The organism is Paenibacillus arenosi, from assembly GCF_014841135.1.
GTDB classification, from domain to species: domain Bacteria; phylum Bacillota; class Bacilli; order Paenibacillales; family Paenibacillaceae; genus Paenibacillus_B; species Paenibacillus_B arenosi.
Window position 1 is genome coordinate 63,708 of the sequence record NZ_JACYTN010000005.1, and the last position, 20,561, is coordinate 84,268.

A 20,561-nucleotide genomic window follows, 5' to 3' on the forward strand; every position below is an offset into this window, starting at 1 on the left:
AGGAGGAGAGCTGGATGACACAACGTCCTGGGTTGAAGATTGCAGTTATTGGTGGAGGTTCATCGTATACACCGGAGATCGTAGAAGGGTTTATTCGCAATTATGATCAAATGCCGATTCGTGAATTATGGCTTGTAGATATTGAGCAAGGCAAGCACAAGCTAGATATCGTAGGAAACTTGGCTAAACGCATGGTCGAGGAGTCTGGACTTCCAATTGAGGTTCATCTTACACTGGATCGTCGTCAGGCGATTAAGGATGCTGACTTCGTATCTACGCAAATGCGTGTCGGATTGCTCGAAGCTCGTAAGAAAGACGAACATATTCCGATCACGCACGGTGTAATCGGTCAAGAGACGACTGGTCCAGGCGGCATGTTCAAAGCGCTTCGTACCGTTCCTATTATTCTTGATATTTGCCGTGATATTGAAGAGCTTGCACCAAATGCTTGGATGCTGAACTTTACGAATCCTGCTGGTATTGTAACAGAGGCAGTGGCGAAGTACAGCCGTGTTCGCTCGATTGGTCTTTGCAACTCTCCAATTAACGTGCAGAAGTTCTTAGCTGCGCAATATGAAGTATCTGAGAAAGATGTATTGCCGGAATTCGTAGGAATTAACCATCTTCACTGGGTAACTTCTTGTCAAGTTAAGGGCGAAGAGAAGCTACCTGAAATCTTGTCCGGCGGTATGGCATATACGGCGAAGAATGTGCCAACGGTAGGCTGGGATGCAGATTTCTTGAAGTCACTTGGCGGAATTCCAACTTATTATTTGAAATATTTCTACATGACAGACTATATGTTCAACGAAATGAAGGAAGCGATGGAGAAGAACGGTACTCGTGCTGACGTCGTAAGCCGTGTAGAAGAAGAGTTGTTCGAGTTGTACAAAGATCCAAGCTTGCGTGAGAAGCCGAAGCAGTTGGAGCAGCGCGGTGGTGCTTACTATTCTGAAGCAGCGGTGAATCTGATGAACTCGATCTACAACGATCGTAAAGATATTCAGACGTTGAATGTTGCGAACGGTAACATCTATGACTTCCTGCCAGCTGATGCTAGCATTGAAGTTAACTGTGTCGTGACGGCACAAGGCCCAATCGCTCTTCCTCCGCGTAATGTACCTGAGCATGTAAAAGGCTTGATGCATGCGGTGAAGGTGTATGAGCAACTTACGATTGAAGCAGCGATTACGGGAGATCGTGGTATTGCCTTGCAGGCGCTTGTTCATCATCCACTTGTTCCTTCAATTGAAGTAGCGAAGAAGCTGTTGGATGAGATGTTGGAAGCGAACCGTGAGTATTTACCCAATTTCTTTCGTGAATAGAGCGGGAAGATAGTTTATATATAATAGCGAAGTAGCGATTATTTTTGAATGTTTGCTACTTGAAAATAAAGAAGGCATCTTGCGAATGACGGTGGTGATTAATGGACTCTGTCATTCTGTAGGATGCCTTTATTAAGTTTAAAGAATGTGTTTCATGCTCATTTAAATTGCAACAGATCAGAATTAAATAGTTTATATTCTTTATCTTGCAGACAAGGAGCAGGATGCTAGATGAAAAGTAGATTCTCGATCATTATCTTACTTGTTCTAATCGTAGCAACCATGCCTGCATGTGGGCAAAAACCTAGCACAGCCCCAAAAGAAGAACCCGGTCCATTTTACGGAATGGTTTCGGTGGCTACTCATTATATGGCGCTTGAAGAGCTTGCGTATGATGCTGAATTCATTGTAGAAGCGGAATGGACGAATAATAAGGAGCATATTAACGTATCAGGGGCAAATTTTGAGCTTAATGACCTCTACATCAAAAGAGTATTAGAGGGCGATCCCAAGTTAGCAGGTCAAACCATTAAAATTGTTGGAATAGGTAAACTTAATTCAGCTCCGCACACAAAGAGTGTGCTTTTCTTAGTAAAATATGATGGTCCAATTACACAAGAGGCGTATGCTGTCGTTGGATATTATCAAGGGATATTTGCAATAAATGACGATAATGAAGTCGTCTATGATGCAGACAAATATGGTGGGGTTAAGCATTTTCAAGGAGCTTTAGAAGGGCTAAGTATGGAGTCCTTTGAACAAAGGATACAAGAGGCTATTAAGAACGCTAAACCTTCCATGTGGAATAAACCGTCATTAAGTGAAGAGGAGCAGAGGCGAGCCGAAGAAGAAGGTCATAAGCTGTATTTGGAAGATAAGAAACGACTTGATGAACAGCTGAAAGAACGAGAAACTTTAAATAGGTAGGGCAAGATTACTATTAGACGATAATGAATAAGCCTTTTGAATAGAAGTAGCCTATTCCTTTATGTCGTACATGGTGTAGGCTTTTTTGCTATGCATCTTTGCTAAGAAAATATCAGGTGTACAAGCTTCATTCCCTAGTCGTCCTGCCGTGTCAGCACTGGACAAGTCGAATACAATATATCATCCCTTAGAGATAAGGAGGAACAGGGATGAACCAATTAGCAGTGAATACGTTTGCTGGTGTAATGGGCGGGATTCTTACCTTTTTGTTTGGGGCGTGGGACCCGTTAATTACCCTATTTATGCTAATGATTTTGATTGACTATTTGTCCGGTCTTGCAGCTTCCGTTCGAGAGGGGAAAGGATTAAGCAGTAATGCCGGATTCTGGGGTCTGGCCAAAAAAGCGCTCATGCTGCTCATTATTGGGATGGCGTATCATATGGATTTGCTTTTTGGAACGAATGGATTTAGAGATGGAGCCATTTGCTTTTATATGGTGAATGAGCTGCTAAGCATTACAGAAAATTATGGGCGGCTCGGACTTCCTCTCCCAGATCGCATTAAGCAAATCATGTCTGTTCTCAAAAAGGATGACAATAAAAAAGATGCCGACAAGTGAGCCTATCGATAGAAAGCGGGCAAGGTTGTTCGCGGAAAAATACGGGCTACAAGGCGGCTGTACAAACTGGTCTTATGTGTAGCGAATAGACTGTATTAAATTCTATAGCTGCGATTGAAGGATGTGAAGACCGGTGAGGATAGACTTGGGTTGTGGACGGAATAAGCATTCTCATTGCATAGGCATTGATAAGCATCCATATGAAGATGTTGACCTCGTTCATGATTTGAACGATGGGATTCCGTTTCCCTCGAATCATGTACAGTTTGTAATGGCATCACATGTGCTCCAATATGTGAATGATCTGACATATATTATGCGTGAAATTTATCGGGTGAGCCAAGATAGGGCACTCGTTTGTCTTGTCGTCCCCTATGCACATGTAAGCTCGCATGTTACCCATCCTCATTATCTGCATTTATTTAATGAACATTCTGCTCGTCATTGGTCCCCTTATTCGAATTCAATGTTAGATGAGGAGGATTTTATCCACCCACTTAGTGAAAACTGGTCTTTGCTTCTATCGAATAATGAGACAGGTTCAGAGGAAAATATAGATTTGCGGCTGCTGCGAATGGAGTACTTCTACTTTCCTGAATATCAATGTCTCTATGATGAAGTAGAACTTCGACGGTTAAGGCAGTCCCAGATGAATGTAGCTTACCAGCTTATGCTGCATTTACTAGTCATTAAAAGTCCCATTCAAGAAAGAGAACTGAGAGAGTGGTCTCATCGCGAGCTAGAGGAGCCACAAACTGTCACGGAGCAGCGTCTGGACGGAAAGAGGCATGCGGTGGAAGCTGAGCGGCCATTTGAGGTAGATGTAGATGGGCGGAAAGTTCAAATGAACAAGGATCAGGTGACTTTGCAAGAGGAACTGCGCATAGACGAACGATCTGTAAAGCAACAGGTAGGGCAGCAAGAGGAAAAAACAGGCAAGAGCGCGATAGCAGCAGGGCCTTCCTCGACAAATTCCAATTCTGTAAAGCGACGAATGGCTGCAAACAGGCGTGTAATGGAGCGATCTGATAGGAAACAGTCACGAACGAAGAAGAATGCTCGGGCACAAGGGAATAAGTCTCGTCGCAAATAACCATCACAATGAATTCGTCTAAAGGATAAGGATGACAGTGAATCCCCAAGTGTGGTTAAATAATAATTAGAGGCAGAAAGGGCTTTCATTTGCTGAAAGCCCCTTTTTGATTCACTATGACTCGTATGGGGGCTGTGCTATGTATTACGTAAATCGTCAACAGATTGATAATCGTTTGGATCAAGCCCAATTGCTAGAACAGGCAGTAGGCAGCTTAACATCGAATTGGAGCGGTTCAATTGTAGATCATTTGGCCCAAGAACGAGCTTTACATATTGCTATTGAGATTGTTACTGATGTCGGCTCGCTATTGATTGACGGCTTTATTTTGCGGGATGCCAGCAGTTATGAAGATATTGTAGATATTGTTGCTGAAGCGGGAGCGATGGATGAACAATTGCATCAGGTCTTGATTCAATTAGTAGCTTTGCGTAGACCTCTTGTTCAGGATTATGAGAAGTGGAAGCGCGATGATATACATCCGTTGTTTAAAAATTTAGATGTTACGATGCGTCAATTCAGCGAAAGTGTACATCGTTTCTTACAGAAGGAATTGCCTGCACTGCAAGTGTAATCCGCAGTTATGTAAGATGTCATAGAATTTACAAGATGTATGATATGCGTTACAATGACGGTACTAAATGACCGTTAAAAAGGTGAATGCCAGTGAATCGAGCGCAACAGAAACCGTCAACGCGTAATTTGCTGCTCATGCTGCTTAAGAGAAACGGCCCGATGTCTGCGGCTCAGCTTGCAGAGCGTTTGGGGTTAACAGAAATGGGCGTCAGACGCCATCTTCATCAAGGGCTCGAAGAAAATGTGCTGGAAACCGTACAGGTCAAACAGCCTATGGGTCGACCCTTGCAGTTGTACCGCATCTCTGCACAAGGCGATGAGCAGTTTCCGAAGCAATACCATCAGTTGCTATTGGATTTGCTGCATGAGGTAGAATCGAATGATAGCGATGAGGATAATAGCGTACAACAGCTGTTTGAAGGTCGACGCCGTTCTTTAAAGCGCAAATATGAATCTTCTATGATAGGTAAAACGTTCGGAGAGCGTGTTCAACAGCTTAGCAGCATTCAGGATGCGGGCGGATATATGGTAGAAACAGAGCAGTTGTCCGATGAAGAATGGCTGCTGCATGAATATAATTGTCCAATTGCTCAAGTTGCACAAGCGTATGAATATCCTTGTCATTGTGAGTTGGAACTGTTCCGTGAGTTGCTTGGAGCTGATGTAGAGCGGCTTGAGTGTTTAGCGAAGCAGGGCAGTAGATGTACGTATCGGATACGTACATTGGAGTCTTCGTCAGATAGCTAGACTAGATTAGCGAGATGACTTAGATGACTGAGGGGATGTATCAAGGGCTTGGGTACGTGTGGGATGAATAGGATTACCCAGTATACTAGCCAACATGTTAATTTAAAAATGAACCAGCTTTATGTTTTATTGGGAGTCAAGTAATTGTTTATAAAGCTCTATAACTAAATAATTTAATACATTGTCAAACATTATATAGGGTTAAAAGGAAAGGATGGATGAACAGGGGGATTACCTGCCTACATCTATCCTTTTCAGATTGATGTTGAAAGACAAAAAAAGTTGGGAATTAAAAACTCGATCCATTAGCTGTGGGTCGAGTTTTTTGTTACACTAAATAATTTAAAAAAGGGTTTTACCTAATAATTGCGAAATATGTTAATATAATTACAAATGATTTGTAAAGCAGTAGCAATTACTTTGTTGATTCAGATGTATATAAAAATTATTTTATCTATTATGTAGTCACGTCAGATTTAAGCTGTTTACAACGCTAAGAAAAGAATATTTACCAAACGACGCTTTGGGGACATTTTAATTAACAGAAGAAGGACAATACCTTACTCTGTTCAAATTCTATAATGGTAAAAAAGTATTTTCGAAGTTTGGAAGGTGATATTTTTTGGTGGAGTTAAGAACAATTAATAGGGACAATTATAAAGAATGTTTAAACTTGCATACAACTGATGCTAATGTGGAATTTGTAGACCCTGTAGCGTGGTCATTAGCCGAAGCGTGGGTGTTTTCTGATGATTCACGCCCCTTTGCAATTTATGCCGATAATGTGATGGTGGGCTATGTTTCAATGTATATTGGCGAAAATAACCCCCAAATCATAAATTTTATGATAGATAGCCGTTTTCAAAAAAGAGGCTATGGATCGGCAGCGGCTAGGCTCTGTGTTGAATATTTGTGCAAAGAATACAATGCAAGTAGGATTTCCTTACCAGTTAATCTAGGAAATATACCCGCACAAAAATTTTGGAGCAACTTAGGCTTTGAATTATCAGACGATATAGAGGATGGTTATATTTATATGCGGTTGTACATACAAGAAAAATATGTCTGAGCATATAAAAATGGAGCCGATTTCCCTAAACGGGCGAGATTGTTTCATAAGCGTTTTTGTTTCAATAACGGGGTGCTTTAGTGCAATAAGGATTTATAGCGTATACAAAACAAACGTAAATAACGTTCCCAAACGCAAGTTTGGGCATACACCACACCATTAAGCTACGAATGTTGTTAAAACAACGTTTCGTGGCTTTTCTTATGAACTTTGTTTATAAATGTAATGTGCTTCTATTTAAATAAGTGATACATCGATACGCGGCGCGGATAGGGTGAACTGTTGAATTGTAGTCGCATTCATTTACGATTAGCGTATACGTTAATCGATATGATCGTAATATGATATCCGTATGTTTCTATCGTTCCAAGATGTGCTAATCTCATAGATAGAGTCATTTTCACGATCCTGCATACAGAAAGGCTGAGACAGCAATGAGCGCATACGCATATTGGATAACGAACGTTCGTTTAGACAGTGGCTTCCAAGAAGATGAAGATGGTGTATTTCACACCTTGTCAGAACTTGTTCATCTTTTTATTGAAAATGGAGTGATTCAGCAAATTGTAACCGCTGACCGTCAGTTGGAGAGCGAATTGCCGAGGCGCGATGCCAATGGAAAGCTGGCCTTGCCATCTTTTCAAGAGAATCATAACCATCTGGACAAGACTTATCTCGGTTACGGCTGGAAGTCATGCAAGCCAGTCAAAAATTTGATTGAGCGCTTGGATATGGAAGCAAAGGAATCCATTTTGCTGTTAGACTCTGTACAAACACGAGCAGAAGCGATGTTGGAGCTTATTTCTTCATTTGGAGCCACACATATTCGTACGCACGTTAATATTGATCCGCATGTAGGGTTGAAAAATCTCGAAGGCGTTCGCCGAGCGCTGGATACGTACAGTGATCGCATGACGGCAGAAATCGTGGCATTCCCGCAGCACGGCTTGCTGCGCTCTGATGCGGGAGCATTGATGAGGCAGGCGATGAGGGAAGGTGCAACTCATGTCGGCGGCTTGGATCCGGGCGGTGTAGATGGTGATATTGAGAAATCGTTGGGGCTGATGATGGATATAGCGGTGGAGGCGAATGCAGCTGTTGATATTCATTTGCATGATTCCTCTACGCTAGGCTTGCATACGATGAAGCGCATTGCTGACTTGACGGAGGAAGCTGGATGGCATAACCGGATGGCGATTAGCCATGCATTTGCATTAGGGGATGCACCGCAATTACAAGTGAACGACATGATTGACCGCTTTGCTGCGCTTGGTGTCTCGATTATGACAACTATTTCCAGCAGCCGTCCTATCCCGGTACCGCAAATGCATGAGAAGGGGATTACCGTTGCGCTCGGATGTGATGGCTTCTACGATTCGTGGGCTCCTTTCGGAACAGGCGATGTGTTGGAGAAAGCAACCTTGCTTGCAGAGCGCTATCGTTGGATCGACGAGCGTTCTCTTACAGGCGCGTTGACTTTTATTACAGGTGGACGCAAGACACTGGATGAGCAGGGTAATCGCCTATGGCCGCAGGTAGGAGACCAAGCAGATATGATCTTCTTTGATGCTACTTGTTCGGCAGAAGTAGTAGCGAGAAGACCGGCGCGTAAGGCTGTCATGTTCCGAGGTAATGTTGTAAGGGGAACACTATAGCACTGTTGTACATAGCATCATAGAACATGCATGAAATAAAGATATCTAATCCGAAACCTGTCCGCTATCCGTACATATTGGGTGCAGGCAGGTTTTTTTGTACAGTAAAAGAAAGAATACTAATGAGAATGCTATTCTGGAGGATTCTATGAGAAAAATGATAGAGTATAGAATTGTTGCATTGGCCTTTGGCTTTGCTGGGGTCAGCATAGGATCGGTAGCTCTTCTTTTAATTTCAGGTTATTGGTTTGACTCTATCGCTGCTGCACTAGTTAGCGTGTAAATTTATCAGTCTTTATGTATTTTTAAATATCCAAGTATTGTTGTCATTTGCTCCGGTAGTATATTATGGTCTTATGTGATTATAAGTACTAAAGTACTAATGGAGGTCCAAGTGAATAAACTCATAGAGATTTTCATCGCTGTCTTAATTTTTAGTTTTGCTAGTGTTTGTCTAGTATCTTTATCGTATCTTGTAATTGGCGGTTTTCTATATGGCAACTATATCGCGAAAACGTTAAGCCTCGGGGTCATTTGGGGCATCGCTGCTTTAGGTATTAAGTATTTGCCATATAAAATGACTCGCTATGCTAAGGCACTTATTGTTAGTGTTTTGCTCGCCATTAGCATTTTTTCATACATCTACCCGCTAGTTGATGACCAAATGTAACGTAATTGTATGCGCGTGCCCCATTCCATTTTAGTAGACGTGTTTTGTGCTGCTCCACATTTTTGTATCCATTCTTCGCTATTCATTTTCGTTATTATTTCTAATCATCTCTCCCCACTGTGAAGATAGTTCATATGGACAATCTACCGATACGACACCTTTTCTATGCCAAAAAGTTTTTTTCCGTTCCCTTGTGTCAAGCCAAGCCCAACCTTCTTATACTGTCATTATGACATGGGCATTCGCCCGTCAAGACCGTTGTTAAGGAGGGATTCGATGAATTGGTTCATTGCTATCGTGCTGCTGTTCTCTGTCATTGCAGCCGCTGCTGCTCTGTTACTGCTGGACCGTGTAATGAAGTTTATGCATCGTACGGAGCATATGCTTGTTGAGCTGCATAAAGAAACGCTGCAGTTGATTCAGCAAGGGCGAGCGATTACCGAGCGAGGGCAGCATTTACTGGAGACGGTAGAGCGTGTAAGTCAAGAAACCGCTTCGTGGAGCGATACATCTTCACGTATACGCGGCTCGGTTAATCATGTCCATGAACAGGTGGATGGCTGGATTACACGTACGATGAATACGTTAGATAGCGCCTATGACGCCCAACAACATCGAATCCATGATTTGCTGCGCTGGGTAGATACCGCAGCAGGGTTGTACGCCAGTGTGGCTGCACGTCGTTCGCCGCCGAGTAAGCCTGAGCGAACGTCTGATGAGGTGGATGCAGCAACCAAACCATAACAACCGGTTCGTTGGACATATGCTTGTCGGGATGAATGACGGAGACAACAGCGAGGAGGACGTTGAATATGGCAAAGGGCACAAAGCCATTTTGGATTGGGGCAATTATTGGTACAGTGGTAGGATCGGTATCCGCTTTATTGTTTGCGCCAAAGTCTGGACGTGAGTTAAGAGAAGATATTGCGGAAGGTGCCAAACAGATTGGAGAGCGTACACAAACGATTGCTAAGCAAGTTGGTGAGTCAACGAATGAATTTATTGAGGCTTCCAAAAATCGAATTGGCGAAGTGAAGCAGTCGATTTCGGAATGGAAGCAATCTAGACTCCAAGTATCTTCTGTAGTCGAAGAGATTTCGGATAACAAGGAAGCGGATGAATCTCCATGTGGTGAAGAAGTGTGCGAGAGCGACAGTGCTTGTGAGTCCCAATAAATCATTTTCGTAACAAGTAATTGGATCCAAATAGCTTTGGTATTGGCTAGCGCCGATGTCAAGGCTATTTGTTTTGGATTCCGCTCGACTTGAACCTTGTCCCGGTATCAGTTAAGATCAAGGTACGTTTTACAAGGACTGTACATATGGTGTACCATACCATCCGCATAAGCGCTCGCGGAAGTTCTAGCATAAGTCAGTCAAACAAGAAATGAAGGAAGCGGTGTATTCGTGCAGCAAGCTATCGCAATGTTTGATTCGGGGGTTGGCGGGTTAACCGTTGTTAAGGAAGTTATGAGACAGCTCCCGAGGGAAAAAATTATTTATTTTGGTGACACGGCTCGTACCCCATATGGTCCTCGCGATGCAGACGAGGTACGGTTGTTCACCCGACAAATTGTCGACTACTTAGCACAATTCGATCCAAAAATGATCGTAATAGCCTGTAATACCGCGACAGCAGTTGCCTTGGAAGAAGTAAGATCCTACACAACCGTTCCGGTTGTAGGGGTGATTCATCCGGGAGCAAGAGCAGCAATATCAGCTTCGCAATCCGGCCATATTGGTGTAATTGGAACAGATGGGACAATCCGCAGTGCGGCTTATGAATCGGCTCTTAAGCGGTTATCTCCTCATGTGAAAGTCTACAGCTTGGCTTGCCCATTACTGGTGCCGCTAGTAGAGAAAGGGATGTTCCGAGATTCCAGCACGTACAGAATTGTAGCTGATTCTCTTGAGCCGTTGAAGTCAACGCCAATTGATACGCTCATATTAGGCTGTACGCACTACCCATTTTTAACAGATCCAGTCCAAGAAGTAGTAGGTTCTCATATACAGCTTATTAATTCAGCAGAAGAGACAGCAAGAGAAATAAGCACCATTCTTCACGATAAGGGACAATTGGCTCATGAGGAAGACCACCCGATTCATCAAATGTTCTGCAGTGGCGATCCGAGTATGTTCCAGTATATTGCGAAGCAATGGCTAGGCGACCAATTGGAATCCATTCCTGTCGTTTGGCAAGTACCGAACTTTTATTAATGGAGCCCATTTATGTGTATGTAAAGAAGAGACTTCTAGGAGGCAAGTTCCTAGAAGTCTCTTCTTTTGTTGGGTGATAGCAGGTATCGCAGTTTAACGTTCCCCTTTCCAGCGGGGGGGAGCAGTTCGAACCATGCGAACGATGGAGCCGAGATCTCTGGTATTCGAAGGTCGATATTTGCGATCATGAACGTAGCCACAATTGGTATACGTGCGAATAGCATTTGTATTTGTAATTTTGACAAATAACTCGACCCAGCGTAGGGAGAGCATCTCAATCCCGAAATCCGTTATGCCTCTTACGATTTCTTCCCCGTATCCCATACCTTGAGCATCAGCCTCTCCGATGAAGACACGACCGAATTCGGCTGTTCGAGAAAGCTTATTTATGCGATATAAAGATCCAGCCCCGATTGGCTTATCTTCGTTCAACACGACGGCGACGAACATCATATCATCCTCGCGTTGACGGTAACGTTCATACCAGGTTAGCTGCTGCCTGGGCTCGATGGTAAGGTCATCTGGGAACCATTTCCGTATATGGTCGTGACGGCGCCATCTGAGTACAATCTCGAGATCATGTTCCGTCAAAGGACGGAGCAGAAGACGGGAGGTCAAGACTCGATAAGAATGATCCACGCTCATACCTCCTCTTGTAACTTCTAGAACGTTCAGATAGGCCTCAACACTGAACACGATGGTTGCCTCATCTATGCGTTCTGTATCATATTCACTAAGCTGCATCATTCGTGCTAGACGATAATGTTCGAGAAAGCGACTCGTACAGGCTGAAATCCAGTAGGAAGGGGAAGCGTTTGAAAAGTATTAGTACGTCGATTCCAAATAAGAACAGTACTTTCAAAACCCCAGTTACTCACAATATATACCTCCCAGCCGTCAGGAGTGACGCTAATATATTCAGGCGGACCACTTGGCACGATAATATCTGGGAATAGGCGGGGAGAAGCTGGACTTTTGACATTTAAACTTACGATCCCGTTGTAATTAGACATAGCTGCGAATAATATGGCGCTATCGTAAGACATGCTTAAGCGTCTAGGAATGTAGGTAGATGATTCAGGTGAATGCTCCAACATAATGGGATTAAGCAGTGTATTGGTTTCCGTTTCCATGACCTGTATTTCCCCGGGCAAGCCTTTAGCTGCAACATATACGTATCGCCCATCTGGACTGCACACGAGATCGACAGGTGCACTGTTATTAGGGGTGCCAGGTAATAGTGGGATAGTTGCAATTACGGAGTAACTTGCTGCATCAATGACGGAAATGGTGCCCTCATCTTGATTGGCTACATACAAACGGTTATGTGTTTCATTGAAGCTTATCGCAACGGCGTTATCGCCTACAGGTATGGTGGCAGTATTTCCGCTGACGATGTCGAATACGGTAACGGTACTCGTAGGAGAGTTGTTGTTAATAGCAAATATTCGAAGCCCGTATGGCTCGTCCGTCTCGATTGCTATCGGTTCAACACCAAGCTTTAGCGTAAGGGGCCACAATTGATTACCGCGTGTATAGATAGTCGAGCCATTATCTGTCCCGCTGTTTGACGTATATACGAATGTGCTGTATTTGGAAGTAGTGATGTCTAAGGGGACAGCATGTTGAGGGAGTTGAATGGGACTGCCCACAATTTGATGCGTATCACGATCAATAATAAGAACCGTATCATCGCCGCTATTTGCAACATAAGCATATTTCGGAAATCGCCCATGCAAAGGGATACGATGATGGTGTTTTACAGTAGCAAGCTTATTTTTCAAAATGAATGTGGCAAATATCGAGTTTGGCTGTTCGCTAGTGGTAGTAATTTTTACGCCTATCCAATCACCGGTTATTGCAGTGTTCAGCAAGTTGAAGCAACAATCCTTTGTTGCAAAGGGCTGTAACACAATGATGTGCTGGTAATAGACATCGGCTTTGGATGGACCAGTTGCAGTGTCGAGTTTATACAATTGTATATGTGCTTCCACAGGCTCATTGGATTGATTCATCAGCTGTAAATCTGCCCAACAGACTCGGTCGTCACCAGAGGCGACATACGTATTTAATTGATACACGTACATGGCAGGTCCTCCCGTTAGAGTCGCGCTTCTTTCCTATATCTTATGTAGAACAAAGGACGGTGAATTGGACGTTCCTGCTAGCTTGTGGGAAAAGAGGCTAAGCGCCTTGTTGTTGATGTGTACATAGACGTTCATTCCGACAATGGAATGGAGAATGGCAATTGCGGTGATGGTGCAAGCCTTTATATGCATAGAGTTTACTAATAAGAACATAGATGCAGAAGGGAGAAGCGTCTTATGAGCACCCTTTATATGGTACGAAAAGGTGACACGCCTTTGCGTATCTGTCTGCGCTGTGGAATTACGCTGGAAGCATTGTTAGCGGCTAATCCCACTGTGAAGGTCAGTCCTTATTTAATACCTGGGCAGCATTTATTCATACCTGAACGACCACCTGCCATGTACACGGTACAGGTTGGTGATTCGTGGGAGTCGATTGCATGGAGGCTTGGTATATCCGAACAGTTGCTTAAGGAAGCGAACGAGTCTGTTCGCAACTGTGAGCTTGTGCCTGGACTGTGCATTTCATTAGCTTCTGCGATACAACCTTCAGATTGGCGGGCTAGAGCAGAATATGGCCCGCTTGAGTTGGAGCAGGATGTAAAGTATGTACAGCGTACTTTTCCTGGAATCGTACACGTAGAATCGATTGGTAACAGTGTATTAGGAAAGGAAATACTCGCTATTCGGATCGGAGAAGGGCCACGGCGTATCCATGTAAATGGTGCTGTTCATGCAAATGAATGGCTTACGTCTTCCTTGCTCATGCAGTTTGTGGAAGACTACGCTCGTTATTTGCAATTAGGTCTGTGTTGGGGAAGGTGGAATGCTGGACTGGCTAGCGAGCATACTTCAGTCTGGTTCGTACCAATGGTGAACCCGGATGGTGTAGAGCTTGTACAGGAAGGGGTTAGCGGGCAGCATTCGTGGGACCACAGCCTAGTTGAATGGAATGAGGATGATCGTAGGTTCGATCGTTGGAAAGCGAATATCCGAGGAGTTGATTTGAACGATCAGTTCCCTGCTCATTGGGAGGAAGAGCGAGCGCGTAGGGGAGTATTTGAGCCATCTGCCATGAATTATAGTGGCGAAGCTCCATTGACAGAACCAGAGGCATGCGCCCTGTATCGAATGGCGGAAGAGAAACAATTCGCGATGGCGTTAAGCTTTCATTCCCAAGGCAGGGAAATCTACTGGAATTATCGAGATTATGAGCCGTCAGAAACGGAAGCTTGGGCCAAAAAACTGGCGCGAGTGAGTGGTTATCGAGCCGTGAAGCTGACAGGGAGCGATGCGGGCTTTAAAGATTGGTTTATTCAGCAATATCGTAAGCCAGCATTTACGATTGAGGTTGGATATGGGATCAATCCGCTTCCGTTATCACAGTTTGGCAGTATTTATCACGAAGTGTGTGCTATTTTGAAGGAGGTGCTGTTGCCAGAGTAAGTAACGTGAAACTAGATTCATAGTGTCTTATATGCTTGTAAACGAAATAAAAAGGTGCACGATACGACAACTTACTCACCATTCCATTTGCATGTGACGAATGCTTCGGTATACACTAGGGTTACTAATAAGGAGGTGTATACGATGGCAAGTCGTACGCGCTCATATGGGCGTCTATGGAGTTTGTTCCGAGCGGCTCCCAAGATGCTGACTTCACGTAAAGTTCCGTTTAGACTCAAAGCAATTTTCGTCGGTGCTGTCGTTTTGTATTGGCTTCTTCCTGATTTCATGCCATTTATTCCGATCGATGATATTGCATTTACAATGATTGTTATTCCTTGGTTCACCAAAAAAGCGGAGCAATATGATCAACCTAAGCATTTGCAATGACAAGAATGGTTGCGTCATTGAAGATGTTCTCGTACAATATAGGTTGTCTGTCTTATTGAACAATATAGGGAACAATCGGAGTGACTACTATGTCTAATAATGATATTCGTATCTGTGATAAATGCCGTCATATTAAAATGAAAACTTTTTTACCTAAAGTAGAAAAGCTTGATCCGAATACAGAAGTAAAAGTAGGATGCAAGTCCTACTGCGGCCCTTGTCAGAAGCGCGTGTTCATTTATATTAACGGTCGTTATATAACTGGTGCTACGGAAGAAGAGGCTATCGAAAAGGCAAAGCAGTACGTGAAATAAAGTGGCTAGCAAAAGGAACGGAACATAATAGTAATCGGACAAACGAGTGAGTATAGGGTTCAGCCCTTGCTGACTCGTTTTTTTGTTTGTTTGATTTTGAGGTGAGGATAAGAAATGGTGATTTACAAAATGGAAAAGTGTTACAATATAAATCGAGTATTAACATGACTTACGTCTGTAAATAACAATGAATTAGTCTGAACCGTAGAACATGTTTAATCTGGGGAAGAGGAGATGAGCTTAATTTGAAAATGGTTGAAGGCTTCATACGAATTAAATTATCGGTCTTACTCGCCATGATTACACTGCTGAGTGGAATGTTAAGCAGTTGCGGTCTGTTTAATGAGCATACTGCTGATAAGGATGAGATTGCTGTTATTGATGTAGATAAGTCTCATGATCATGCAGCTACATTCAAGGCACTGTGGATTGGGAAAGTTGGGACTTACAGCTTGAAGCTTCACCGTGCAGACCGCAGTTGGGTTGATATTTGGGTGGAAGGATATAAGAAGGGGAAGAAGCTAGAACAGCCTTTACTAGCACTTTCCTATGGTCGATATCCTCATGAAACCTATGATGGAAAAGTCGGTCTGGTGTGGATTTATGGAGCCAATAACAAGGATATGATAAAGCTCTATTCGGAAAGCAGCAGCGTTGGTATGGTGGCAATCGACCAATTTATTGGTGACAAGTCTGAAGCAGGACGGACAGGATGGGAATATACATTGGGTGAAGATGGCCTCTCTTTAAAGCCGGGAGAAACAGCTCTTATTGGTTCCTTCCGTATGAACAAAGGCAGTTTAAGAACAGGATATGATTGGAACGATCCTGAAGCTGTCCAAGAAATGATTCAATCGAATGACACTGTTATGCTGTTAAAAATAAAGGTCAGAGAAGAAAAAAGCAATACACACCATCGTTAACTTCATCGTTAATCGTTTCACTCTTCACAATTCGCTTAGCAGAATGCCAATCATGCCTTATGGATATAAATATCCCGTTCTGCACAAGATGAAGAGGGTAGTACGAACGACGAAAGGTCGAGTCATATTTACTGCATGTATTCTGTGTATTCATGACTTGAACGGAGGAGGCTATACCATTGGTGAAAAGGTACGATTCCAGTTTGCAAGCGCAGAATCCGATTTCACAAGCTCAGAATTCCGTTGAGAAAGCTCACCATGCTGTATCTCAAGCATTAACGCATCCAACGGATCAATCTGTGCTGCAAGCCCAACAATCGTTGGCGCACGCAGACCAATCTGTGACACAAGCACATGCAAGTTTGAACCCACAAGCCGTTGAGTTGGCTGAAGAAATGCTTGGTGAAGAACATACTCGCTTGGATAAGTTGCTCGGCAGTGAGCAATGGGACAATCATCGCTCTTAAGCTGTGCAACAAATAAAGGATGCCCCTAAGTCGTTAGACAAGGGGCATCCTTATATCTTGCATAAATGCTGCTGCTATTGAGCAGGACGAAGTTGTGGAATTACGTTTCGTGTAATGACAAGATCAGATAGCTTGAGTCGCAGCTTCGCTTCATCATGAAGCGGCCTACACGGCTCAACATCAACAAGTTCTCTTGTCTTATAATCATAGCACTTGCCATTTTGGAACACGCCATCTGCAGACGGCACAAAGAATACATTGCCATTCGTTGCTGCGCCCGTTCGAAGCACGACTAAACGTTCGCCTTCCGCTTGCAGATTGCTGCCCATATAAAAATTGGAAGTTGGATCAATTCCGAGCCAATGCAGTAGAGTCGGCGCGATATCCATTTGACCCGTTACTTGATTGTATACGCCTGCTTCAGCTCCATCTGGTAAATGTACGATAAGCGGAACTTGATTTTTCATCTCCAGCATATCAAGATCACTTATCTCGTGTCCAAGAAGCTGTGCTAACGGCTCGCGCTCAAGGATAGAGTTATCATGATCGCCGTAAAACATGAAAATCGTATTGTCCCAAAGCCCTCTCTTCTTCAAATCCTCGATCAAAGTTCCAACTGCTGCATCTACGTAATGAATGGAACGCAAGTATTCTCCGAAAATCGTCTTATCAAATGGTGCTACATTCAATGCAGTATATGTATCTGGCATTGTATAAGGATGATGGCTCGTAAGTCCAATCATAAATGCGTAAAATGGCTGCTTTTGCTCTGCAGCTATACGCTCAACAGATTGACGGAAGAAGGAGGTGTCTCCGAGTGACCATCCTAAGGGCTCATCCATTTCGTAATCTTTCTTGCTCATAAAGTAGTCGTAACCGAACTTTTCGTACATCACATAACGGTTCCAGAAGCTTCCTTCATAAGCATGGAAGGCTCCTGTCCCATAGCCATTTTCCTTCAGAACACCCGGTAATGCATCATAGGTATGATCCGGATAGCGGATAAATACAGAACCGGTTGGAAGCGGATGCAAGCTCGTTTGAACCGCAAGATCTGCATCTGAAGTTCTACCTTGTCCCGTTTGATGGAAGAACCGATTCATATACATGCTATTTTTAAGAAGTGCATTAAGATTCGGTGTAATCTCTTGACCATTAATCGTCTGATTAATAACGAAGTTCTCGAAAGCCTCTGCTTGAATAACCATGACGTTGCTACCTTTGTATTTACCGAAAGTAGAGCTTGGACCTTTTAACATAGGGGCATGGTTATCGAACCATTCCTTAGTTAGCTGCTTCTCTTCTTCTGTAATCGACTTATCTGCGAACCAGTTCTCTTTCGCGTACCGATAAATATCGTAACCATGGAATCCATATAGTCCTGTTATATTGTATACAGCAGGGTTCCACCAGTTGGAAGCGAGCAATCCTTTTGCCCACGTGCTTGTGGCTTTTTGAATGGGCATATACAGCATGATGGAACCAATTACTAACGTTAGTGTACCGATGCTGAGTCGCATCCATATGATGTTCTTTTTGTTTCGAATGGAATATTGCAGCTTTTCCTTCCGTTCTTGCTTCATCAAGCGGAATTGTATGATGTGGAACGGAATAAGAATAAACCAGTCGATGAAGTAGACGATATCTCCCCAGTAGATTAGGGATGCAATGCTGCCACCAAGTGCGCTTACTTGTCCAGCCTGCATGAGAACAGGTACGGAAATAAAGTCTTGGAAGTAACGGTAATATACTAAATCTGAAAATAGCAATAACGTAAGAAGTACGTTAAGCACGATGAAGGTGATAGGCCGCCAATGCCTTGGCAGCCACCATGTCCAGCCTCCCAATAGGAATAAAGCGCCTAACGTCACATAAATATCACTGCGATCCGTAGCCATATTTGGAATAGCCAACGTATCATTTAATATGATGCATTTCCACAGCATGACGCCAAGAAAAAGGATGAACGCAATACCGCTTATCGTCATCCAACGTGACGTTTTTAGTGTGGAGAATCGAAAGTTACTACTCGACATATGAGCAACTCACATCCGTTTCTAGTCATGTCTCTGTCTCTATTGATTAGTTCGTCGTTGTGTTTTTGTCCTGACGAGGAGGCAACGGACCGAAATACTGATAAAATTGACATTCTATATTACCGTTAAATAGCTTTCTGCGCTTGTCCGCTGGACGTCCGATATAATGTTCGAACTGTTTGCTCGGGCTAATGCTGAACATCGACCAGGTAGGCAGCGACTTCATGATGAATCCTAGCTGACGAATCAACTTTTCTACTTCAGCTTGTTCACTTAGACGTTCACCGTATGGCGGGTTGGTCAAAATAATTCCGTACTCACCTTCAGGCTTCACTCTATTAAGCGCACCGACTTTGAATTCAATTTCTTTACCAAAACCAGCGCTCTTAGCTGCTGCGCGTGCCAATTCAATAGCTTCAGGATCAATATCAGAGCCATACAATTGCAGCTCGATATCATCATTAACCGCATCGAATGCTTCATCACGTGCATCTTCCCAGTCGTCTTTGGAAATAAGTGGCCAGTGCTCGGAAGGGAAGGAACGGCGTAGGCCTGGAGCAACATTCCATCCAATCATAGCTGCCTCAATAAGAAGCGTGCCTGTACCACAGCAAGGGTCTACGAGCGGACGAGATGGATTCCAACGGCTTAGCAAAATGAGTGCTGCTGCCATCGTTTCTTTTAATGGAGCTTTACCAGCAAGCTTGCGATAGCCGCGCTTATGTAAGCTCGGTCCAGTTGTATCAAGCGTAATGGTCGCAATATCATTAAGCAGGGATACTTCAATACGGAAGTATGCGCCTGTTTCTTTGAACCAATCGATATGGTAGTTTTCCTTCATTTGTTCCACGACAGCTTTTTTCACGATACCTTGGCAGGCAGGGACACTAGACAGCTGTGATTTGTGGGAACGGCCTTCTACTGGGAATTCACCGTCAGCGGGAATCCACTTGTGCCAAGGAATCGACTTCGTTCCTTGGAAGAGCTCTTCGAACGTACGAGCAGGGAATTGTCCCATATTAATGAGGACGCGATCAGCTGTACGAAGCCATAGGTTGGTACGGCATACGTCTAGAGGTCCCCCTGTGAAATGGACTTTACCATTTTCTACTTTTACATCATCATAACCTAAATCTTTCAGTTCTCTCGCAACAATCGCTTCAAGTCCCATAGGGCAGGTTGCGATTAACGACCAAGGTCGCTCCATCTGTTATTTCACTCCGATCTGCTTGTCTAACTTGTGTTCATACGGGTTCCATCATATCATAATTAGAGGAGGTTGTGAAAAAGGATGACGAATGAACATTTGCAAACGGTTGAGACTTATCTTGACAGCCATTATGAGGAAGATAAGCAATTAACAAGTATTAAACAATCGATAGCGGAAGCTGACATGCCTGCGATATCTGTGGCTGAAGGATATGGGCGCCTGCTGACGCTGTTAGCTCTTAGCTCCAAAGCAGAACGCGCATTAGAAATAGGTGCGCTTGGAGGATATAGCGGTCTTTGTATTTTGCGTGGATTAACATCTGGTGGTAAGCTTACTTCCTTAGAATTGCGCGCGGAATATGCTGAGCTTGCTCACCGCAACTTAACAGCAGCAGGTTATGGAGAGCAAGTAGAGTACCGTATCGGTGAAGCACTTGACTCCCTTAAGCTGCTTGAGGAAGAAGAAACTCGGTTTGACTACTTCTTTATCGATGCAGATAAAGAAAACTATGCAAATTACTTAGAATATGCGATTCGTCTTGCACGTCCAGGCGCTATTATCGCCGTCGATAATTTGCTGCTTCAAGGTCGTACAATGAACCCAGAGAAACAGGGGCCTTCTGTACAGGCGATGCGTAAATTTATTGATAATATGGCGCATGATGAGCGGCTCGAGAGCGCAATGATGCCTGCTTATGATGGGTTAGCAGTTGCAATCGTAAAATAGTCTTTACAATCAATAGGAATGATCAAAAAGTTGTTTCTGGGAAAAGATATATCCAGAAGCAACT

23 protein-coding genes are annotated in these 20,561 nt (G+C 43.6%); 19 read left to right on the forward strand and 4 right to left on the reverse strand.

The genetic code is table 11. The features are described 5' to 3' along the window. The first annotated feature begins 14 nt into the window (after positions 1–14). From IFO66_RS09780 to racE, 13 genes are all read left to right on the forward strand, one after another. On the forward strand, positions 15–1,325 hold the full coding sequence (locus IFO66_RS09780; protein ID WP_028596381.1) for a 6-phospho-beta-glucosidase: 1,311 nt from the start codon (positions 15–17) through the stop codon (positions 1,323–1,325). 231 nt (positions 1,326–1,556) lie between these two features. Continuing rightward, on the forward strand, positions 1,557–2,252 hold the full coding sequence (locus tag IFO66_RS09785; RefSeq protein WP_192024971.1) for a hypothetical protein: 696 nt from the start codon (positions 1,557–1,559) through the stop codon (positions 2,250–2,252). Positions 2,253–2,461: 209 nt separating this feature from the next. Beyond that, positions 2,462–2,872 (forward strand): phage holin family protein, encoded by a 411-nt coding sequence (locus IFO66_RS09790; protein WP_036605536.1) that lies wholly within the window; start codon positions 2,462–2,464, stop codon positions 2,870–2,872. 133 nt (positions 2,873–3,005) lie between these two features. Beyond that, positions 3,006–3,965, forward strand: a complete 960-nt coding sequence (locus IFO66_RS09795; protein WP_192024972.1) for a methyltransferase domain-containing protein — start codon at positions 3,006–3,008, stop codon at positions 3,963–3,965. Between the two features lie 139 nt (positions 3,966–4,104). Continuing rightward, positions 4,105–4,539, forward strand: a complete 435-nt coding sequence (locus IFO66_RS09800) for a DUF86 domain-containing protein (protein ID WP_192024973.1) — start codon at positions 4,105–4,107, stop codon at positions 4,537–4,539. A gap of 92 nt (positions 4,540–4,631) precedes the next feature. After that, positions 4,632–5,288, forward strand: coding sequence for a helix-turn-helix domain-containing protein (locus IFO66_RS09805; RefSeq protein ID WP_192024974.1), 657 nt, complete (start codon positions 4,632–4,634; stop codon positions 5,286–5,288). Positions 5,289–5,913: 625 nt separating this feature from the next. Then, the gene (locus tag IFO66_RS09810; RefSeq protein ID WP_337912848.1) at positions 5,914–6,357 is read left to right on the forward strand and encodes a GNAT family N-acetyltransferase; all 444 of its coding nucleotides are present in this window, start codon (positions 5,914–5,916) and stop codon (positions 6,355–6,357) included. 434 nt (positions 6,358–6,791) lie between these two features. Further along, the gene (locus IFO66_RS09815; protein WP_192024976.1) at positions 6,792–8,012 is read left to right on the forward strand and encodes an amidohydrolase; all 1,221 of its coding nucleotides are present in this window, start codon (positions 6,792–6,794) and stop codon (positions 8,010–8,012) included. A gap of 157 nt (positions 8,013–8,169) precedes the next feature. Continuing rightward, the gene (locus IFO66_RS24080; RefSeq protein WP_273015244.1) at positions 8,170–8,295 is read left to right on the forward strand and encodes a hypothetical protein; all 126 of its coding nucleotides are present in this window, start codon (positions 8,170–8,172) and stop codon (positions 8,293–8,295) included. A 111-nt stretch (positions 8,296–8,406) separates the two neighbouring features. After that, positions 8,407–8,682, forward strand: coding sequence for a hypothetical protein (locus IFO66_RS09820; protein WP_192024977.1), 276 nt, complete (start codon positions 8,407–8,409; stop codon positions 8,680–8,682). Positions 8,683–8,958: 276 nt separating this feature from the next. Beyond that, a complete protein-coding gene (locus tag IFO66_RS09825; protein ID WP_192024978.1) occupies positions 8,959–9,426 on the forward strand; it encodes a hypothetical protein in 468 nt (155 codons plus the stop codon). Between the two features lie 68 nt (positions 9,427–9,494). Then, the gene (locus tag IFO66_RS09830) at positions 9,495–9,857 is read left to right on the forward strand and encodes a YtxH domain-containing protein (RefSeq protein WP_192024979.1); all 363 of its coding nucleotides are present in this window, start codon (positions 9,495–9,497) and stop codon (positions 9,855–9,857) included. A gap of 231 nt (positions 9,858–10,088) precedes the next feature. Continuing rightward, positions 10,089–10,898: a glutamate racemase gene (gene racE, locus IFO66_RS09835; protein WP_028596366.1), complete on the forward strand. Its 810-nt coding sequence runs from the start codon at positions 10,089–10,091 to the stop codon at positions 10,896–10,898. Positions 10,899–10,991: 93 nt separating this feature from the next. On the opposite strand, the gene IFO66_RS09840 is transcribed toward racE, so the two are convergent. Both IFO66_RS09840 and IFO66_RS09845 read right to left on the reverse strand, forming a co-directional pair. Continuing rightward, on the reverse strand, positions 10,992–11,537 hold the full coding sequence (locus IFO66_RS09840) for a GNAT family N-acetyltransferase (RefSeq protein WP_192024980.1): 546 nt from the start codon (positions 11,535–11,537) through the stop codon (positions 10,992–10,994). Between the two features lie 113 nt (positions 11,538–11,650). Beyond that, positions 11,651–12,985: a YncE family protein gene (locus tag IFO66_RS09845; RefSeq protein WP_192024981.1), complete on the reverse strand. Its 1,335-nt coding sequence runs from the start codon at positions 12,983–12,985 to the stop codon at positions 11,651–11,653. A 237-nt stretch (positions 12,986–13,222) separates the two neighbouring features. Between IFO66_RS09845 and IFO66_RS09850 the strand changes: the two genes are divergently transcribed. The 5 genes from IFO66_RS09850 to IFO66_RS09870 all read left to right on the forward strand — a co-directional run bounded on the left by IFO66_RS09850 (position 13,223) and on the right by IFO66_RS09870 (position 16,525). Next, positions 13,223–14,431, forward strand: coding sequence for a M14 family metallopeptidase (locus tag IFO66_RS09850; RefSeq protein WP_192024982.1), 1,209 nt, complete (start codon positions 13,223–13,225; stop codon positions 14,429–14,431). A gap of 144 nt (positions 14,432–14,575) precedes the next feature. After that, positions 14,576–14,821, forward strand: a complete 246-nt coding sequence (locus IFO66_RS09855; protein WP_192024983.1) for a YkvA family protein — start codon at positions 14,576–14,578, stop codon at positions 14,819–14,821. A gap of 89 nt (positions 14,822–14,910) precedes the next feature. Beyond that, positions 14,911–15,135 carry a YuzB family protein gene (locus tag IFO66_RS09860; RefSeq protein ID WP_036605534.1) on the forward strand — a complete coding sequence of 75 codons (225 nt, stop codon included), beginning with the start codon at positions 14,911–14,913 and terminating at the stop codon, positions 15,133–15,135. 245 nt (positions 15,136–15,380) lie between these two features. Continuing rightward, positions 15,381–16,058 carry a hypothetical protein gene (locus tag IFO66_RS09865; protein ID WP_192024984.1) on the forward strand — a complete coding sequence of 226 codons (678 nt, stop codon included), beginning with the start codon at positions 15,381–15,383 and terminating at the stop codon, positions 16,056–16,058. 182 nt (positions 16,059–16,240) lie between these two features. Further along, positions 16,241–16,525: a hypothetical protein gene (locus tag IFO66_RS09870; RefSeq protein WP_192025087.1), complete on the forward strand. Its 285-nt coding sequence runs from the start codon at positions 16,241–16,243 to the stop codon at positions 16,523–16,525. Positions 16,526–16,599: 74 nt separating this feature from the next. Here IFO66_RS09870 and IFO66_RS09875 read toward each other — a convergent pair whose 3' ends face one another. Together IFO66_RS09875 and IFO66_RS09880 are read right to left on the reverse strand one after the other, a co-directional pair. Then, positions 16,600–18,561: an LTA synthase family protein gene (locus tag IFO66_RS09875; protein ID WP_192024985.1), complete on the reverse strand. Its 1,962-nt coding sequence runs from the start codon at positions 18,559–18,561 to the stop codon at positions 16,600–16,602. 46 nt (positions 18,562–18,607) lie between these two features. Further along, positions 18,608–19,768 carry a THUMP domain-containing class I SAM-dependent RNA methyltransferase gene (locus IFO66_RS09880; protein ID WP_192024986.1) on the reverse strand — a complete coding sequence of 387 codons (1,161 nt, stop codon included), beginning with the start codon at positions 19,766–19,768 and terminating at the stop codon, positions 18,608–18,610. Between the two features lie 84 nt (positions 19,769–19,852). Between IFO66_RS09880 and IFO66_RS09885 the strand changes: the two genes are divergently transcribed. Continuing rightward, complete coding sequence (locus IFO66_RS09885) at positions 19,853–20,497, forward strand: O-methyltransferase (RefSeq protein WP_192024987.1); 645 nt, start codon at positions 19,853–19,855, stop codon at positions 20,495–20,497. The last annotated feature ends 64 nt before the right edge of the window (positions 20,498–20,561 follow it).

Excerpts from the sequence above, each read along its gene's own strand:
- IFO66_RS09850 (WP_192024982.1), top strand. The coding sequence starts at position 13,223 with ATGAGCACCCTTTATATGGTACGAAAAGGTGACACGCCTTTGCGTATC.
- IFO66_RS24080 (WP_273015244.1), top strand. The coding sequence starts at position 8,170 with ATGATAGAGTATAGAATTGTTGCATTGGCCTTTGGCTTTGCTGGGGTC.
- IFO66_RS09860 (WP_036605534.1), top strand. The coding sequence starts at position 14,911 with ATGTCTAATAATGATATTCGTATCTGTGATAAATGCCGTCATATTAAA.
- IFO66_RS09880 (WP_192024986.1), bottom strand. The coding sequence starts at position 19,768 with ATGGAGCGACCTTGGTCGTTAATCGCAACCTGCCCTATGGGACTTGAA.
- IFO66_RS09830 (WP_192024979.1), top strand. The coding sequence starts at position 9,495 with ATGGCAAAGGGCACAAAGCCATTTTGGATTGGGGCAATTATTGGTACA.
- IFO66_RS09800 (WP_192024973.1), top strand. The coding sequence starts at position 4,105 with ATGTATTACGTAAATCGTCAACAGATTGATAATCGTTTGGATCAAGCC.
- IFO66_RS09845 (WP_192024981.1), bottom strand. The coding sequence starts at position 12,985 with ATGTACGTGTATCAATTAAATACGTATGTCGCCTCTGGTGACGACCGA.
- IFO66_RS09785 (WP_192024971.1), top strand. The coding sequence starts at position 1,557 with ATGAAAAGTAGATTCTCGATCATTATCTTACTTGTTCTAATCGTAGCA.
- IFO66_RS09875 (WP_192024985.1), bottom strand. The coding sequence starts at position 18,561 with ATGTCGAGTAGTAACTTTCGATTCTCCACACTAAAAACGTCACGTTGG.
- IFO66_RS09815 (WP_192024976.1), top strand. The coding sequence starts at position 6,792 with ATGAGCGCATACGCATATTGGATAACGAACGTTCGTTTAGACAGTGGC.
- IFO66_RS09790 (WP_036605536.1), top strand. The coding sequence starts at position 2,462 with ATGAACCAATTAGCAGTGAATACGTTTGCTGGTGTAATGGGCGGGATT.
- IFO66_RS09780 (WP_028596381.1), top strand. The coding sequence starts at position 15 with ATGACACAACGTCCTGGGTTGAAGATTGCAGTTATTGGTGGAGGTTCA.
- IFO66_RS09825 (WP_192024978.1), top strand. The coding sequence starts at position 8,959 with ATGAATTGGTTCATTGCTATCGTGCTGCTGTTCTCTGTCATTGCAGCC.
- IFO66_RS09885 (WP_192024987.1), top strand. The coding sequence starts at position 19,853 with ATGACGAATGAACATTTGCAAACGGTTGAGACTTATCTTGACAGCCAT.
- IFO66_RS09855 (WP_192024983.1), top strand. The coding sequence starts at position 14,576 with ATGGCAAGTCGTACGCGCTCATATGGGCGTCTATGGAGTTTGTTCCGA.